The following is a 16,263-nucleotide window of genomic DNA, read 5'->3' as shown; positions in this document are numbered from 1 at the left end:
CGCGGTGCCGGGCAGACTCGGCCGCTGCGGCAGGATGATCCCGTGACCGACGCCCCGGACCCCGCCGACATGCGCGAGCAGTACCGCACGATGGAGCTCCATCCGGCCGATCTCGCGCCCGACCCGATCGCCCAGTTCGCGCGCTGGTTCAAGGAGGCCGCCGCCGACCCGGCGATCCACGAGCCCAACGCGATGGTCGTCTCCACCGCGACGCCGGACGGCCGCCCCTCCTCCCGTACGGTCCTGCTCAAGCACTACGACGAGGCCGGCTTCGTCTTCTTCACCAACTACGGCTCCCGCAAGGGCACCGAGCTGGCCGCCAACCCGCACGTCGCGCTGCTGTTCCCCTGGCATCCGCTGGCCCGCCAGGTCATCGTCACCGGCCGCGCCGCCCGCACCGGCCGCGAGGAGACCGCCGCCTACTTCCGGACCCGGCCGCACGGCTCCCAGCTCGGGGCGTGGGCCAGCGACCAGTCCCGGGTGATCGGCTCCCGCGCCGAACTCCTCGCCCGGTACGCCGACCTCGCCGCCCGCTACCCCGACGGCCAGGAGGTCCCGGTGCCCCCGGAATGGGGCGGCTTCCGGGTCGTCCCGGACACGGTGGAGTTCTGGCAGGGCCACGAGAACCGGCTGCACGACCGGCTGCGGTTCGCACGCGCCGAGGACGGCTCCTGGTACGTCGAACGCCTCTGCCCCTGAGGCCGGGGACCGCCGGGAAACGCGGACGACCCGTGAGCCTTGGTCCCGTCCGCCTAGGTTCGGACAGGAGCCGGCCGGACTGACCGGCGACTCACGGGTCGGGTGACTGCGTTGGTGTTCGGCAGAGGGCCTGCCGAGGTGCACAGAGTGCGACGGCAGGCCTCAGCCCGCAGTCACCTCACGAGTCCGAAAAGAAACCATGTTTTCGGATCACCTCCTTTCGCGTGTACCCCCACCCTAAGAACCCTCCCGCGTCCGCTCAAGGGATTTATTCGAGGCGCCTGCCGGGCGCCCGTCAGGCGTCCCGCCGGGTGACCGCCCACCAGCCGGCGAGGAGCGCCGCCGCCGCCCACAGCGCCGTCACGCCGAGCCCCGCCCAGGGCCCGAGGCCCCCGACCGGGTCCTGGTGGAGGATCTGCCGCCCGGCGCGGTCCGGCAGGTAGTCGGCGACACCCGCCGAGACGTCCCCGATCACGAAGGAGACCATGAGCAGGAACGGGATCAGCAGGCTCATCACCGCCACCGCGCTGCGCAGCAGGAACGTCAGGCCCGCCGCGAACAGCGCGATCAGGGCGAGGTAGAGGCCCGCGCCGAAGCAGGCCCGCAGCGCCCCCGGCTCGCCGAGCCCGATGGCGTGCTCGCCCGCGAAGGCCTGCCCGGAGAAGAAGGTGACGAACGCGGTCACGAGCCCCGTGCCGAGGGCGGCCACGGCCACGACCGCCGTCTTCGCCGCGAAGAAGAGGCTCCGGTGGGGCACGGCGGCGAGCGAGTTCCGCACCGCCCCGTGGACGTACTCGGACGAGACGGCCGTCGCGCCGAAGGCGATGGCGGCGATCTGCGCGAAATTGATCTGGAAGAGGGCGTCGGCGACCGGGTCGCCCGCGCCGTCCGGCTCCGGGCCGCCCACGGTGGCGTACAGGAGCACGTTGAAGACCAGCGCGACGGCGAAGACGGCGAGGAGCGACCCGAAGCTCGACCGGACCGATCTGATCTTGATCCACTCGGAGTGGAGCACGGCGGTGGGGGACACGGTCAGACCTCCTGCGTCGGCGGCGTACGGGGGGTGGCGGCGAACTCGGCGGCACCGGCGTCCGTCGTGAGCGCGAGGTACGCCTGCTCCAGGGAGGCGCGTTCGTCGGCCAGTTCGAACACGGGGATGCCCTCGCGGGCGGCGACGGCCCCGACCTGCTCGGCGGTCGCGCCCTCCACGAGCCAGCGGCCGTCGCCGTCGGCGCCATCGGCGACGGCGTACCCCCGGCGCGCGAGCGCGGCCCGCAGCGGGACGGGATCGCCGGTGCGCACCCGCACGCGCGCGTGGCTGTGGGCGTCGATGAAGTCCCGCATCGGCACGTCGGCGAGGAGCCGGCCCCGGCCGAGGACGACGAGGTGGTCGGCGAAGGTCGCCGTCTCGTTCATCAGATGGCTGGAGACCAGGAGCGTGCGCCCCTCCCCGGCGAGCCGGCGCAGCAGCTCGCGGATCCAGACGATCCCCTCCGGGTCGAGCCCGTTGGACGGCTCGTCCAGCAGGAGGACGGCGGGGTCGCCGAGGAGCGCGGCGGCGATGCCGAGGCGCTGGCGCATGCCGAGCGAGAAGGTGCGGACGCGGCGCCGGGCGGCGCTCGCCAGCCCGGTCTCCTCCAGCACCTCGTCCACCCGCCGGGCCGGGATCCGGTTGCTGACGGCAAGGGCCCGCAGGTGGTCCCGCGCGGTCCGGGAGGCGTGGGCGGCCTGCGCGTCGAGCAGGGCGCCGACCGTACGGAGGGGCTCGTCGAGCGCCGTGTAGGCGCGGCCGCCGACCGTGGCGGTCCCGGAGGCCGGCCGGTCGAGGCCGAGCACGAGCCGCATCGTCGTGGACTTCCCCGCCCCGTTGGGGCCGAGGAAGCCGGTGACGCGGCCCGGTTCGACGGCGAAGGTCAGCCGGTCCACGGCCCGCTTCCCGCCGTACTCCTTGGTGAGGTCCCTGACGTGGATGCTGGTCATGGCCCCAGCCTCGCCGCCGGGCCGCCTCCGGCCATCCCCCGCGCGGGGAGAGCGCCTCCCCCGGGCGGGGGAGCCGCCCGACGCGGCCGCGCTGCCAGGATGGAGGGATGCCCGGACCCCTGCGGCCGCTGCTCCGCGCGGTCACCTACACCCGCTGGCTGCACCTCCTGGTGGGGGCGGTCGTCCCGCTCGGCTGCGGCCTGATCCATCCCGGCCTCGCCGACCCCGGCCCGGCCGGCTGGGCGCTGGTCGCGCTCCTGCCGGTTCCGCTGCTCGCGGTGGTGGCCCTGGTCCCGTCGGTCCGGCGCGCGGAGGGGCTCCAGGCGCGGCTGATGCTGTTCCCCGGGGCCCACGCGCGCGTACGGACGCCTCACGGCGGGTCCGCCGGCACGCGCGTACCGGCCGGAGAGGGGGACGGCGGCAACGCCGGGTTCCCGGCCGGGGACCCCGGCGTCTCCGCCGTCCCCTCCGCCTCGTGGACGGACCGGGCGAGGACGGCCGCCTGGCTGGTCCTGCGGGCCGAGGCGGGCCTGGTCACCGTGTTCCTGTCGGTGTGGCTGCCGCAGGTCGCCCTGACGCTGGCCGGGACGGCCGTGGAGGACCCGATCGCGGGGGCGCCCCTGCCGTCGCCCACCGGCGGCCCGGCCGCCGCCGTCCTCGCCCCGCTGCCCGTCCTCGCCCTCGTCGCCGTGGTCGTCACCGGCGGCGGACTGATGGCCGGGGCCGCCCGCCGCCTCCTCGGCCCGTCGGTCAGGGAGCGCCTGGCGGCCCTGGAGGAGCGCACCGAGCGGATCCTCGAACGCAACCGCATCGCCCGGGAGCTGCACGACTCCCTGGGGCACGCCCTCACCCTCGCGGTGGTGCAGGCCGGAGCCGCGCGGGCCGCCGCGGATCCGGGGTTCACCGACCGGGCCCTGGAGGCGATCGAGGAGACGGGCCGCGCGGCCCTGGAGGACCTGGAGCGGGTGCTGCTCCTGCTGCGCGAGACGGGCGGCCCGCCCGGTTCCCGGCCGGACCTGGCCGAGGCGGACCGCCTCCTCGACTCCGCGCGCTCCTCGGGCGCCCGGGTGGGCGCCGAGGTGACGGGCCCGCTGGAGCACGTGCCGGGCCCCGTCTCCCGCGAGGCGTACCGGATGCTTCAGGAAGGCCTCACGAACGTGCTGCGGCACGCGGGCCGGGTCCCCGTGGACGTCCGCATCGCGGTGGAGGACGCCCGGCTCCGCCTCGAGGTCCGCAACTCCCTGGGAACACAGGCCCCGACGGGGACGGGCACGGGCAGCGGTCTGCGCGGGATCCGGGAACGGGCCGCGCTCCTCGGCGGCTCGGCCCGCGCGGGCCGCGACGGCGACGCCTGGGTCCTGCGCGTCGACCTCCCCCTCCGCTGACCGGGCCGTACGCCACCGCCTCCGCGTGCCGGAGCCGTCCGGCACCGCCTACGCTGACCGGATGCCGATCACCGTCCTCCTCGTCGACGACGAGCCGCTGGTACGGGCGGGCCTGCGTGCCGTCCTCGACGCACAGCCGGACATCGAGGTGGTGGGCGAGGCGGCCGACGGGGCCGCCGTCATCCCCCTCGTCCGCAGCCTGCGCCCCGACGTCGTCGCCATGGACGTCCGCATGCCCCTGATGGACGGCATCGAGGCGACCGAGGCGGTGCTCCGCACGGTCCAGGACCCGCCGAAGATCGTCGTGGTGACGACCTTCGAGAACGACGAGTACGTGTACGGGGCGCTGCGCGCGGGTGCCGACGGGTTCCTCCTCAAACGGGCCCGCCCGGCCGAGATCGTGCACGCCGTCCGGCTGGTGGCCGAGGGCGACTCCCTCCTCTTCCCGGCGGCGGTACGGCAGTTGGCCGCCTCGTACGGCCGGGGGAGCGGCGGCACGGCGGCCCGGACCGCCCTGGAGCGGGCGCGGCTCACCGAGCGCGAGGCGGAGGTCCTGCGGCTCATGGCCCGTGGCCTGACGAACGCGGAGATCGCCGCCCGCCTGGTGGTGGGCACGGAGACCGTCAAGTCCCATGTGAGCGCCGTCCTGGCGAAGCTGGGGGCCCGGGACCGCACGCAGGCGGTCATCGCCGCGTACGAGTCGGGCTTCGTCTCCCCGGGCTGAGCACCGCGCTCGGATCGCGCAAGGATTTCGGCGAACCCGGTGTGTCCTGGGTCACGTTCCAGTTGAATGGCCTCACCAGGGATGACCAGGGGGGATACGGGGGGAGTGCCGACGTGAGTGCCTTCACGGAGTCCACGAGCGACACCGCGCCCGTGCCGGGAGCGGGCGCCGATCTGCTGGCCGCGCTGCTCGACGGCATGGACGCGGCGCTCTGCGCCTTCGACGCCGGCGGGACGGTGACCCACTGGAACCGCGAGGCCGAACGCATCCTCGGCTGGCCCGCGACGGAGGCCGTCGGGCGGCGCGGCTTCGCCGGCTGGGCGGCGCGCAGCGCCGACGCCGAGGACATCCTGGCCCGGCTGATGCGCGCCATGAGCACCCCGGGCCGGCAGGTCCACGACCTCGCCCTGCTGCGCAAGGACGGCGGGCGCGTCCTGGTGCGCAGCCAGTCCGCCGGGGTGCGCGGCGCGGACGGCGCCCCCGCCGGGGTGTACTGCGCCTTCAGCGAGGTCCACGTCCAGGTCGATCTGGAGCGGTCCGTCGCCCTGAGCGAGGTCCTGTTCGGCGAGGCCCCCTGGGGTCTGGTCCTCGTCGACGCCGACCTGCGCCCGGCGGTGGTCAACGGGCACGCCGCCCGCGCCATCGGCACGGCGCGCGCCGCCCTGCTCGGCCGCCCGCTCGGTGACGTGGTGCGGCAGGGCGTCGACGAACTGGAGGGCGCCCTCCAGCACGTCCTCGCCGAGGGCACCCCGCCCGCGCCCGCCGACGTGTGGGTGACGGTCACCGGGCCCGGCGGGGACCGCCGACGCTGCTGGCACAGCGCCTTCCTGCGGCTGGCCTCGCCGCTCTCGGAGGAGCCGGTGCCGCTGGGCGTGGCCTGGCTGTTCCAGGACGTGACGGAGGAGCGGCTGGCGGCCCGGGAGGCCGACCGGATGCGGTTCCGGTGGAGCCAGTCGCACCGGGCGGGGCAGGCGGCGGCCGAGTGCGAGGACCCCGCCGAGGCGGCGGCGCTCCTGCTGGACTTCGCCCTGCCCGGTTTCGCGGACCACGCCCTGGTGGACCGGGTGGCGGGCGAGCGGCGCCTCACCCGCGCCCTGGCCACCCCGCCCGCCGTGCCCGGCCCGTCCGCGCCGGTCACCGGCGGCGGCATCCCGCTGCGGTACGGCCCCGCCCACCCGGCGCTCCAGGCGTGGGACCGGGCGGGCGCGGTGCGGGCGAGCGCGGGCCGTACGGCGGAGGTGTGGGCGGACGCGCACCAGTGGCCGGGCGGTGTGGCGCACGCCCTGTGCGTGGTGCTGCGCTCCCGGGGCCGGACGCTCGGCGTGCTCACCTTCCTGCGGTCGGCCGGGCGCGCGGCCTTCGACCGCCACGACGTGACGTACGGCGAGACGGTCGCGTCCCGGCTGGCGGCGGTGCTCGACCTGTCGCCCGCTGACGGCTGACGGCGGGCGCGGGCCGGGCGGTGCCGTCCGGCTCCGTACCGGCTCAGCGCCGGTAGAAGATCCGGTCGGCGTACTCGGTCATGACGCGGCCGTTCCACTCGTGGCCGCCGTCGACGTTCCCCGAGCGCAGCAGCGGCGGCTCGATGCCCCGCCGGACCAGTTCCTCGGCCGCCGCCGCCATGACCGCCTGCATGAGGGCGCTGGTGACGACGGTCGACGCGGGTGCGAAGGGCGCCTCGACGCCCTCGTGGGTCAGCTCGGCGTCACCGACGGCGATCTTCGAGTCGAGGACGACGTCGCAGTGGTCCTTCAGGTACGTCCCCGACACGTGGCGGGACCGGGTCTCCGTGGCGTACGCGACCGAGGTGACGCCGATGACCTTGAGTCCGAGCGCGCGGGCGTTCATCGCCATCTCGACCGGCAGGGCGTTGCGCCCGGAGAGCGAGACGACGATCAGGACGTCCCCGGGCCCGGCGGGGGACGAGTCGAGGACGGCGCCGGCGAGCCCGTCCACCCGTTCCAGGGCGGAACCGAGCGTCGCGGGCATGACGTCGACGCCGACGACCCCGGGCACGGCCAGCAGGTTCACGAGGGCGAGGCCGCCGGCCCGGTACACCACGTCCTGGGCGGCGAGGGAGGAGTGACCGGCGCCGAAGGCGAAGAGGCGGTTGCCGGCGGCCACGGCCTCGGCGATCAGGGCCCCGGCCTCGGCGATCTCGGCGGAGTCCTCGTCCCGGACCCGCTGCAGCAGGCCGATCGCGGCGTCGAAGAACTGTCCGGCCAGCTTGCTCTCGCCCATGGCGGCGACTCCTTCTGCTCGTGGTCGCCGCTCACGGTGCGGTCTGGACCTTTGCTCTGTCAATACCGCGATACCGCCGTGAGACCCGGTTGCCGTTGCGATGCGTCAGAATTGGTGGAGGGCCAGCGCACGACTCATCGAGGGGCACGTATGTCCGGACTGATCGACACAACGGAGATGTATCTCCGCACCATCCTCGAGCTCGAGGAGGAAGGCGTGGTCCCGATGCGCGCCCGGATCGCCGAGCGGCTCGACCAGAGCGGCCCGACAGTGAGCCAGACCGTGGCCCGGATGGAGCGCGACGGCCTGGTGGCCGTGGCGAGTGACCGCCATCTGGAGCTGACGGACGAGGGCCGCCGCCTCGCCACCCGGGTCATGCGCAAGCACCGGCTGGCGGAGTGTCTCCTCGTCGACGTCATCGGTCTGGAGTGGGAGCAGGTCCACGCCGAGGCCTGCCGCTGGGAACACGTGATGAGCGAGGCGGTGGAGCGCCGGGTCCTGGAGTTGCTGCGCCACCCGACCGAATCGCCCTACGGGAACCCGATCCCGGGCCTGGAGGAGCTGGGCGAGAAGGCGGAGGCGGAGTCCTTCCTGGACGACTCGATGGTCTCGCTGGCGGAGCTGGACGCGAGCGGCGAGGGCAAGACGGTGGTCGTCCGGCGCATCGGCGAGCCGATCCAGACGGACGCGCAGCTGATGTACACCTTGCGCCGCGCGGGCGTGCAGCCCGGGTCGGTCGTCTCCGTGCGCGAGTCGCCGGGCGGTGTCCTGGTCGGCTCCAGCGGCGAGGCCGCCGAGCTGGAGGCGGACGTCGCGTCGCACGTCTTCGTCGCCAAGCGCTGACCCCGGCGACGGCCGGCGGACGCGTGAGGGGTGCCCCCGTGGCACCCCTTTCGCGCGCCCGGACCGGGGCGGCGCCCCCCGGTCAGAGGTAGGGGGCGGCGATGCCCCGCACGCCGAGCGCGAGGATGCCGAGGCCGAGGGCGAGGTAGACGACGTGCTTCACCACGGTCCACGCCGGCGGCTCGGGGAAGGCGCAGATGCCCGGTTGTTCCGGGTCGTGGACGAGGTGCGCGGTGACCGCCGAGCGGCCGCTGTGACGGACGTGTTCGTTGCCGCTGGTGTCGGTGTACGTGAAGTAGCCGTGCCGTTTCCCGTTGGGGTAGGTGCCCCGCGTGGCGATGACGGTGATGCCCCGCCGGGCCAGGTTCACCCGCGTGCGGGCGCTGTCCACGGTCCCGATGACGCAGCACAGGCCGACGAGCGCCCCGAGGACGGACAGCACGGTGACGAAGGCGTCGGCGATGCCGTGGGTGCCGCCGACCCAGGCCGTGTAACCGACGTAGGCGAGCAGGAGGGCGACGCCCGCCGTCCAGTACGGCCAGTTCCTGCGGGCTTCCTTCTCCTCGGTGTCGCCGTCCTTGATGAGTACCTGGGGGGAGATCACGTTCCCTGGACATGTACGGAGGCGGTCCGGTTGTACGGGGGGCGGATCACGAAGAGGTATCGCCTCGGCTCGCGGGGGTGACGGCCCGCCGGGCGCCCCGTTTTACGCCGGAATGGCCCCGCGCTCGCCCTCGGCGTGCCACGCTGGAGCGAACCGCGCGCCGCGAGACCGTCAGGGATGCGGGGAGGGGTGGGGCCATGCGACCGGCGAGGGCCGTACGCCGACTGCCGGACGCCCCGGGCGTGAGGGGCCGCCGGACGGTACGGGGCCCCGGCGCCGTGGGGCGCCGGGGCCTGTCCTCCCCTGTTCCGACCTGGAGCCCCGAGCTCTCAAGGTCGTTCCCTTCGGACCGATTTCCCCGAGCGGTCCGCCTCCCGCTGAAGATCTCCCCTCGGCAGCGGGCGTCAATCCTTGAGCCGTGTCACTCGAACGAGGGGTGTTGGACGGCAGGAGCGCATTTTCGAATACGAGTTCGATAGTCTGGCGTGGTTGGACGGGAAAGAGGGGGTGCCAGGGATGGCGCGACGACTCGACGTCACCGGGGCCGACGGCGTACGCCTGGCGGCCTGGGACTTCACACCCCGGGCCGCCGCGCGGACCGGCCGCCCGGCGCCCCCGGAGGCCGTACCGCACGGCACCGCCCTGCCCGCGCAGGCCGGGCCGGAGCCCACGGACCCCCAGGGGCGGGGGACCGCCCGGCGCACCGCCTCCGCCGGCGGTCCCGGGGTCCTGCTCCTCCACGGCCTCATGGGCCACGCCGGCCACTGGGCGCGGGCCGCCCGCGCCCTGGCCGGCGGGCACCGCGTCGTCGCCCTCGACCAGCGCGGCCACGGAGCCAGTGACAAGCCCCCCGAGGGCCCCTTCACCCGCGAGGCGTACGTCGCGGACGCGGCCGCCGCCGTCGAGCAGCTCGGCCTCGGCCCGGTCACCCTCGTCGGCCACTCCATGGGCGCCCTCACCGCCTGGCAGCTGGCGGCCGAACGGCCCGACCTGGTCCGCGCCCTCGTCATCTGCGACATGCGGGCCTCCGCCCTCGGTGCCGCCTCCCAGCGCGCCTGGCAGGACTGGTTCCGCGGCTGGCCGGTTCCCTTCCCGTCCCTCGACGCCGTCCGCCGCTGGTTCGGCGAGGAGGACCCCTGGGCCGAGCGTCCCCACCCCGCCCGCGGCGCCTTCTTCGCCGAGGTGATGGCCGTCCACGCGGACGGCTGGCGCCCGGTCATCGACCCGGCCCAGATGCTGACCTCCCGCGAGACCTGGGTGCACGACGCCCACTGGGAGTCCCTCGCCCAGGTCCGGTGCCCGGCCCTCGTCGTACGCGGCCTGGACGGTGAACTGGGACGCGCCGAGGCCCAGGAGATGGTCCGGGTCCTGCCCCGGGGGGTCTACGCGGAGATCCCGGACGCCGGGCACCTCCTCCACTACGAGCACCCCGAGGCCTGGGCCGAGACCGTCGAGCCCTTCCTCACCGGGGTCCTGACGGCCTGAGGCCACCCCGCCGTCACCGGTCCGCGCGCCGCCGGGTAGGGTCCGCTCCCGCGGCGCGTCGAGGTCTTCTCCGCGCCGTTTTCAAGAAGGAGAGACTTTGCGCACTTCACTGCTGCGGCGCCTCGTCACCACGGTCACGGCGCTGGGGCTCACGTCGCTGGGCATGGTCGGCGCGGGCGCGGCGCCGGCCCAGGCCGCGGTCAGCGACTGCCCGTCGGGTTACTTCTGTGCCTGGAAGTCCGACAACGGCACCGGCACGATGTACAAGACGAACACGAACGCGCCGACCCTGGGCAGCTGGGACAACACCTTCCGCTCGGTCGTCAACCGCACCAACAAGTTCGCCTGCCTGTACGACGACCCGAACCACGGCCTCGTGGGCGGTGTCACGGTCGTCGAGTCCAGCCCGTCGGGCAGCGAGTGGGGCGGCCCGGGCAGCGACTCGATCAGCTCGGTCAAGTTCGTCCCCACCGAGCGCGAGTGCGTGCTCCCCGCCTACCCGACCTGGCACGCGGCCACCGCGCCCAAGGCCGCCGGCTTCGGTGACCTCAACGCCGACCGCGTCTCCGACATCGTGGTCCGCGACACCGCCGGCCGCCTGTGGTTCCTGCCCGGCGACGGCTCGGGCAAGCTCGTCGGCACCGGCGGCTGGAACGTCTTCAACAGCCTGATCCGGCACGGTGACTACAGCCGCGACGGCCGCGAGGACGTCATCGCCCGCGAGACCGCCACCGGCAAGCTGTGGCTGTACCCCGGCACCGGCACGGGCACCCTCGGCGCCCGCACGCTCATCGGCACCGGCGGCTGGAACGCCATGAGCCGGCTCGTCGCCTTCGGCGACCTCAACGGCGACACCCGCGCCGACCTCGTCGCCGTCGAGAAGTCCACCGGCAAGCTGTGGCTCTACCCCGGCACCACCAGCGGCACCCTCGGCGCCCGCGTCCTGCTCGGCACCGGCGGCTGGAACGGCATGAACGCCCTGGTCGGCGCCGGTGACATGAACGGCGACGGCAAGCCCGACCTGGTCGCCCGCGAGGCGTCCACCGGCAAGCTGTTCTTCTACCCGGGCCGCACCAGCGCCTTCGGCCCGCGCGTCATGATCGGCTCCGGCGGCTGGAACGCCATGGAGACCATCCTCGGCGTCGGAGACTTCACCGGCGACGGCAAGCACGACCTGACCGCCGTCACCAACGAGAACTTCGACAGCGACACCTGCTACGCCGACGGCTGCCTCGTCCGGTACACCGGCGCCGGCACCGGCGCGATCGCGCCCGGCTCCGTCGACGCCGACGACTGGTGGAACCTGAACGGCGCCTTCTGATCCGCCGTCCTCCGGTCCGTCCGTGACGGCGCAGGCCCCCGCCCCCACCGGGCGGGGGCCTGCGCCGTACCCCCTCCCTCGTACAACCATTCGCCTCACGGCGAGTCTCATCCGGTGCGGCGCACGGTGCGCCCGCTGACTCCTGGAGGAAACGCACGTGCCTCTGGCCCGTTCCACCCGACGCCGACTCGCCGCGGCCGTCACCACCGTCCTCGCCGTCACCCTCGGCGCGGGTGCCCTCACTACCCCCGCGCAGGCCGCCCCCGCCACCACGGTGACCGCGACGACCACCGACCCGGTGTCCGTCCGCTACCCCGGGTCCGCCACGCTGACCGCCGCCGGCGTGACCGGTTTCCTGACCCGCGACCAGAACAACGTCAACCGTTGGCAGCGGTACGCGGACGGCGGTGGGCAGGCCTACGACGGCCGCGTCGAGCAGACGTCCACGCGCACCACCGACTACCTCGTCCACAGCGGGCTCCACCAGGTCACCCAGCGGAACCTGCACACCTTCGGCGCGCTCGACGTCCCGCTCTCCTCGGCGCCCGACGGCCCCAAGTACGCCGGAGCGGCCGGTGACGCCGTCTTCACCACCGTCACCGGAGGGACCGGCACGGTCCTCCGCAAGCACACCGAGGCGCAGCCGAACACGGCGGTCACCGGCCTGCCCGCCGACGCGACCCGTGTCAAGGTCGCGCCCGGCACCCCGGACCACGCCCTGGTCACCTTCGCCCAGGGCACGGCGGCCAAGTGGGGCCTCCTCGACCTCGCCACCGGCGCCGTCGGCGCGATCCGGGACGGGATGACCGCCCCCACCGCCGACCGTGCCGTCTCCACCACCCACGTCGCCTGGGCCGAGGGGGACAACACCCAGCAGCCCAGGCTGTTCGTCCTGGACCGCGCCACCGACGAGGTGCGGGAGATCCCGCTGCCCGACGTGTGGAGCGGCGACCTCCGGATCGGCCTGGTCGGCGGCTGGATCGTGTACGGAGAGGGCGGCGGGTTCCGCGCCCCGCAGCAGACCGCGCTGCACCCCGTCACGGCCCGCCACCTGGCCACCGGTACCACGGTCGAGCTCCTCGACCACGTGCTCTCCTCCGCGGCCGCCCCCGACGGCAGCCTCTACGTGCGCGGCGGCCTCCTCGGCCGGGGCGAGGGCCTGTACAGGATCACCGCCACGGGCGACGAGACCCCGCGGGCCGTCATGGTCGCCACGACCGGCGAACCCACCGAGGCCGTTCTCACCGCCGACCACGCCCCCCGGACCGTGGACCTCGACCAGGCCGACGGCGCCCGCTTCGCCTGGGACTTCTCCCGGGAGCTGGAGCAGGTGACGGTCACGCTGCGCCACGTCCGTACCGGGAGAACGGCGCACACCTACGTCCACACGATGAACTCCGGGCGGCTGACGTACGACTGGAACGGCCACCTCGGTGACCGGGCCATGGCCGCCTACAACGGCGCCTACACCTGGCAGGTCACGGGGAAGCCCGCCAACGGCCTCGGCCCGGACCTCGACGCGCGGGGCACCTTCACGGTCGTCCGCGAGCCCGCCCCGCACGACTTCACCGACAACGGCACCCCCGACCTGCTCACCCGGGACGCCGCCGGCCGCCTCTGGCGCACCGACACCCTCCACAGCCCCGAGTACGGCGAGTTGATGCCCGCCGAGCCCAAGGCCTCCCTCGGCTCCGGCTGGAACGTCTACGACCGGATCGAGGCCACCGGCGACCTGGGCGGTTCCGCGGTCGGCGACCTGCTGGCCCGTGACACCTCCGGCGCGCTCTGGCTCTACCAGGGCACCGGCACCGGCGGCTTCGCCGGGCGCGTCAAGGTCGGCACCGGCTGGGGCATCTACGACAGGATCACCGGCGGCTCCGACCTGACCGGCGACGGGAAGAACGACCTCCTCGCCACCGACCGGTCCGGCGGCCTCTGGCTCTACCCGGGCACCGGCAACGCCACCGCCCCCTTCTCCGCCCGCAAGAAGGCCGGTACCGGCTGGGGGATCTACAACGACCTCACGGCCACCGGCGACCTCGCGGGCACCCCCGCCGGCGACCTCGTCGCCCGCGACACGGCGGGCGTCCTCTGGCTCTACCTCGGCAAGGGCGACGGCACCTTCGCGCCGCGCGCCCGGCTCGGCGCCGGCTGGAACGCGTACCGCCACCTCGTCGGCGTGGGCGACGCCGACGACGACGGCCGCGCCGACCTCCTCGCCCTCGCCCCGCACACCGACAACTGGCTCTACCGGGGCACCGGCGACTGGCGGACCCCCTTCGCGCCGCGCCAGTCCGCCCTCTCCTTCGTCCCGACGGACGGCACCCAGCCCGTCGCCTGACGAACGCTCGTGCAGAAACCCCGGGGCGGGCGCGGAATCCTCCGCGCCCGCCCCGGGGCGTACCGTACGGGCCCGTCAGCCCTTGCTGACCGCCTGGAGGATCTCCGGGAGGCGGGCCGCCATACGCGGGGCGACGGACTTCAGCCCGGCCCACGCCAGCAGCGCCCCGTACAGCACACCGGCCGGCAGGACGAGCCACAGCAGGTCGTGCAGGCCGGCGACGTGGAGCCAGATCACCAGGCCGATGAGCGGGGCGCAGAGCACCGGGCCGGCCAGCATGCCGCCGAAGACCGCGCCCATGGCGAGCCCGCCCTGCCCCGCCGCGACGTTCCGGTGGGAGTCCTGCGGGATCGAGTACGGGAAGCGGACCGACAGCACCGCGCCGAGCGCCAGCATCGCCCCGATCAGGGCGAACGCCACCCCGAGGCCCTCCGGCAGCTGTGAGAAGTCCCCGAGGATCGCCGCCGTGCCGACCGCCACCACCACCGTGTACGGCACGGTGATCACCAGCAGGGCCAGGGCACGGTCCCGCAGTTCGGCGTAGGCGCCGGCCGGTGAGGAGATGGTCTGGGAGACCATCCAGAACGCCGAGGAGTCCTGCCCGAACTGGTTGAACATCTGCATGCCGAGCATGCCCGAGGCGAACGACGCCCAGTAGATGCTGCCCGCGCCCTGGTAGGCGTTGAACACCGGCACGAGCGCGCCGATCGCGAGCGCGGTGACCCAGGAGGCCTTCGTCTTCGGGTCGCGCCCGATGTAGCGCAGACTGCGCTCCATGACGGCGCCCGTACGGCCCTCCGGCAGCAGCCGCGCGAGCCGCCCCCGCCCGTCCGTCGCGTCCTTGGTCACCGTGGCGGCGGCGAGGGTGGAACCGTCCGGCTCGACCATCAGCCGCACCAGGCTCCGCCGCCACCACACGAGCAGCAGCACCAGCGCGGCGACGGTCAGCAGCAGCCGCCCGGCCGCCTCGGCGTACGCGCCGTCGCCCGCGTCCCCGATCGCGGCGAACGCCGCGGCGGGCGGCAGCCACCCGGCGACGGACGCCGCCGGGTCGAGCACCGACAGGTCGCCGGACCTGCCCAGGCTCTGCGCCCCGAAGTTGATCACCTGCATGCCGACGGCGATGAGCAGACCGCTGAGCAGGGCCAGGTCACGGCCCTTGCGCGAGGTGAGGAGCCGTACGTTCGCGGCGGCGACCGCACGGGACAGCGCCACGCACACCAGGACGGTCAGCGGCACCGCGAGCACCGCCACCACGGTCCCGGCCGCGTCGTCGGCGAGGGCCAGGGCGGCGCCGATCGCGAGACAGAGCGCGAAGAACGGGCCGATGCCCACCAGGGACGCCACCAGCAGCGCCCGGACCAGCGGCTGCGGCCGCAACGGCAGCATGACGAGCCGCGACGGGTCGAGCGTCTCGTCGCCGCCCGGCACGAACAGCGGCATGACCACCCAGCCGAGGGCGAGCAGCGCGATGACGAGGACGGAGACCGTGCCCGCCGCCGATCCGCCGCGCAGCAGCAGGAACGAGAGCATCATCGCGACCGCGATCAGCAGCGTCACCACGATCGACGTGATGTACACGGCGGTCCGGCCGCTCGACTGCCGCAGCCCGTTCCGGAGCAGCGCCAGCTTGAGCCGTACGAAGACGGAGGTGAGGGAGGACGCCGGCGCGGGGGAGGGGACGACGGCACTCACCGCGCGCTCCCGCCGGCCGCGCCGTCCGGTCCGGCCGCGGTCGCGCCCGTACCGCTGCCCAGCCAGTCCAGGGAGTCACCGGCCGCGGCGCGCTCGTTCGCCCCGACCAGCTCCAGGAACGCGGCCTGGAGGGACGGCGCGTGACCGCGCACCTCGGCCAGCGGGCCCTGGGCGCGGATGCGGCCCGCGGCCATCACGGCGACCCAGTCGCACAGCGACTCCACCAGCTCCATGACGTGGCTGGAGAAGACGACGGTGGCACCGGAGGAGGTGTACCGCTCCAGGACCCCGCGGATGGTCTGCGCCGACACCGGGTCGACGCCCTCGAACGGCTCGTCCAGGAAGAGCACCTCCGGGTTGTGCAGGAGGGCGGCCGCCAGGCCGATCTTCTTCCGCATACCGGTCGAGTAGTCCACGACCAGCTTGTTCTGCGAACCGGTCAGATCCAGGACGTCGAGCAGCTGTGTGGCCCGCTTGTCGACCTCGGCGCCCGGCATCCCCCGGAGCCGGCCGCTGTACGCCAGGAGTTCACGCCCCGACAGGCGCTCGAAGAGACGCAGCCCCTCGGGCAGGATGCCGATGCTCGCCTTCACCCGCGCGACCGACTCGGGGTCGCGCCACACGTCGTGGCCCGCGACGAGCACGCGCCCGGCGTCCGGCCGCAGCAGACCGGTGATCATGGACAGGGTGGTCGTCTTGCCGGCCCCGTTGGGGCCCACCAGGCCGATGAACTTCCCCGCCGGCAGGACCAGATCGATCCCGTTCACGGCGATCTGCTCACCGAACCGCTTCCACAGTCCCTCCACCCGAACGGCGGGGGGCGCCCCCGCCCCCCGCGGGGGGGCCCCCCCCCCCGCCCCACCCGCAAAATGCGGGGGCCGCCGGGTGTTTGAAACCATGCGGTTGTCCCCGGGGGTAAGGGGTGCCCCAAAAGGGGGGAGGGCC

14 protein-coding genes are annotated in these 16,263 nt (G+C 74.5%); 8 read left to right on the top strand and 6 right to left on the bottom strand.

Going from position 1 to position 16,263, the window contains the following annotated elements:
• Positions 1 to 69: 69 nt before the first annotated feature.
• A complete protein-coding gene (gene pdxH / locus ACFY60_RS11140) occupies positions 70 to 699 on the top strand; it encodes a pyridoxamine 5'-phosphate oxidase (protein WP_388611027.1) in 630 nt (209 codons plus the stop codon).
• Between the two features lie 295 nt (positions 700 to 994).
• On the opposite strand, the gene ACFY60_RS11135 is transcribed toward pdxH, so the two are convergent.
• The gene (locus ACFY60_RS11135; RefSeq protein WP_388610543.1) at positions 995 to 1,729 is read right to left on the bottom strand and encodes an ABC transporter permease; all 735 of its coding nucleotides are present in this window, start codon (positions 1,727 to 1,729) and stop codon (positions 995 to 997) included.
• 2 nt (positions 1,730 to 1,731) lie between these two features.
• The gene (locus ACFY60_RS11130; protein ID WP_388610545.1) at positions 1,732 to 2,679 is read right to left on the bottom strand and encodes an ATP-binding cassette domain-containing protein; all 948 of its coding nucleotides are present in this window, start codon (positions 2,677 to 2,679) and stop codon (positions 1,732 to 1,734) included.
• A 107-nt stretch (positions 2,680 to 2,786) separates the two neighbouring features.
• Here ACFY60_RS11130 and ACFY60_RS11125 point away from each other — a divergent pair, with 107 nt between their 5' ends.
• The 3 genes from ACFY60_RS11125 to ACFY60_RS11115 all read left to right on the top strand — a co-directional run bounded on the left by ACFY60_RS11125 (position 2,787) and on the right by ACFY60_RS11115 (position 6,230).
• The gene (locus tag ACFY60_RS11125) at positions 2,787 to 4,064 is read left to right on the top strand and encodes a sensor histidine kinase (RefSeq protein WP_388610547.1); all 1,278 of its coding nucleotides are present in this window, start codon (positions 2,787 to 2,789) and stop codon (positions 4,062 to 4,064) included.
• Positions 4,065 to 4,125: 61 nt separating this feature from the next.
• The gene (locus tag ACFY60_RS11120; protein WP_388610548.1) at positions 4,126 to 4,788 is read left to right on the top strand and encodes a response regulator; all 663 of its coding nucleotides are present in this window, start codon (positions 4,126 to 4,128) and stop codon (positions 4,786 to 4,788) included.
• 113 nt (positions 4,789 to 4,901) lie between these two features.
• The gene (locus ACFY60_RS11115; protein ID WP_388610550.1) at positions 4,902 to 6,230 is read left to right on the top strand and encodes a PAS domain-containing protein; all 1,329 of its coding nucleotides are present in this window, start codon (positions 4,902 to 4,904) and stop codon (positions 6,228 to 6,230) included.
• Positions 6,231 to 6,273: 43 nt separating this feature from the next.
• On the opposite strand, the gene ACFY60_RS11110 is transcribed toward ACFY60_RS11115, so the two are convergent.
• A complete protein-coding gene (locus ACFY60_RS11110; protein WP_388610551.1) occupies positions 6,274 to 7,029 on the bottom strand; it encodes an SIS domain-containing protein in 756 nt (251 codons plus the stop codon).
• A gap of 150 nt (positions 7,030 to 7,179) precedes the next feature.
• Here ACFY60_RS11110 and ACFY60_RS11105 point away from each other — a divergent pair, with 150 nt between their 5' ends.
• The gene (locus ACFY60_RS11105; RefSeq protein WP_309050174.1) at positions 7,180 to 7,872 is read left to right on the top strand and encodes a metal-dependent transcriptional regulator; all 693 of its coding nucleotides are present in this window, start codon (positions 7,180 to 7,182) and stop codon (positions 7,870 to 7,872) included.
• Positions 7,873 to 7,954: 82 nt separating this feature from the next.
• Here ACFY60_RS11105 and ACFY60_RS11100 read toward each other — a convergent pair whose 3' ends face one another.
• Entirely contained in the window at positions 7,955 to 8,476 is a 522-nt protein-coding gene (locus tag ACFY60_RS11100) for a hypothetical protein (protein WP_388610553.1), read from the bottom strand.
• A 516-nt stretch (positions 8,477 to 8,992) separates the two neighbouring features.
• Here ACFY60_RS11100 and ACFY60_RS11095 point away from each other — a divergent pair.
• The 3 genes from ACFY60_RS11095 (at position 8,993) to ACFY60_RS11085 (ending at position 13,623) form a co-directional block, all read left to right on the top strand.
• Positions 8,993 to 9,961 carry an alpha/beta fold hydrolase gene (locus ACFY60_RS11095; RefSeq protein ID WP_388610555.1) on the top strand — a complete coding sequence of 323 codons (969 nt, stop codon included), beginning with the start codon at positions 8,993 to 8,995 and terminating at the stop codon, positions 9,959 to 9,961.
• Positions 9,962 to 10,058: 97 nt separating this feature from the next.
• Positions 10,059 to 11,282 carry an FG-GAP-like repeat-containing protein gene (locus ACFY60_RS11090; protein WP_388610557.1) on the top strand — a complete coding sequence of 408 codons (1,224 nt, stop codon included), beginning with the start codon at positions 10,059 to 10,061 and terminating at the stop codon, positions 11,280 to 11,282.
• A gap of 157 nt (positions 11,283 to 11,439) precedes the next feature.
• Complete coding sequence (locus ACFY60_RS11085) at positions 11,440 to 13,623, top strand: FG-GAP-like repeat-containing protein (RefSeq protein WP_388610559.1); 2,184 nt, start codon at positions 11,440 to 11,442, stop codon at positions 13,621 to 13,623.
• A 75-nt stretch (positions 13,624 to 13,698) separates the two neighbouring features.
• Here the strand turns inward: ACFY60_RS11085 and ACFY60_RS11080 are convergent, their stop codons facing one another.
• Together ACFY60_RS11080 and ACFY60_RS11075 are read right to left on the bottom strand one after the other, a co-directional pair.
• Complete coding sequence (locus ACFY60_RS11080) at positions 13,699 to 15,318, bottom strand: transporter (protein WP_388610561.1); 1,620 nt, start codon at positions 15,316 to 15,318, stop codon at positions 13,699 to 13,701.
• Positions 15,315 to 16,217: an ABC transporter ATP-binding protein gene (locus ACFY60_RS11075; RefSeq protein ID WP_389457975.1), complete on the bottom strand. Its 903-nt coding sequence runs from the start codon at positions 16,215 to 16,217 to the stop codon at positions 15,315 to 15,317. The genes ACFY60_RS11080 and ACFY60_RS11075 overlap by 4 nt, the downstream gene beginning before the upstream one ends.
• Positions 16,218 to 16,263 lie beyond the last annotated feature (46 nt).

This window comes from Streptomyces sp. NPDC012827, assembly GCF_042900905.1.
Lineage (GTDB): Bacteria > Actinomycetota > Actinomycetes > Streptomycetales > Streptomycetaceae > Streptomyces > Streptomyces gulbargensis.
This window is presented reverse-complemented; position numbering and strand designations above follow the sequence as displayed.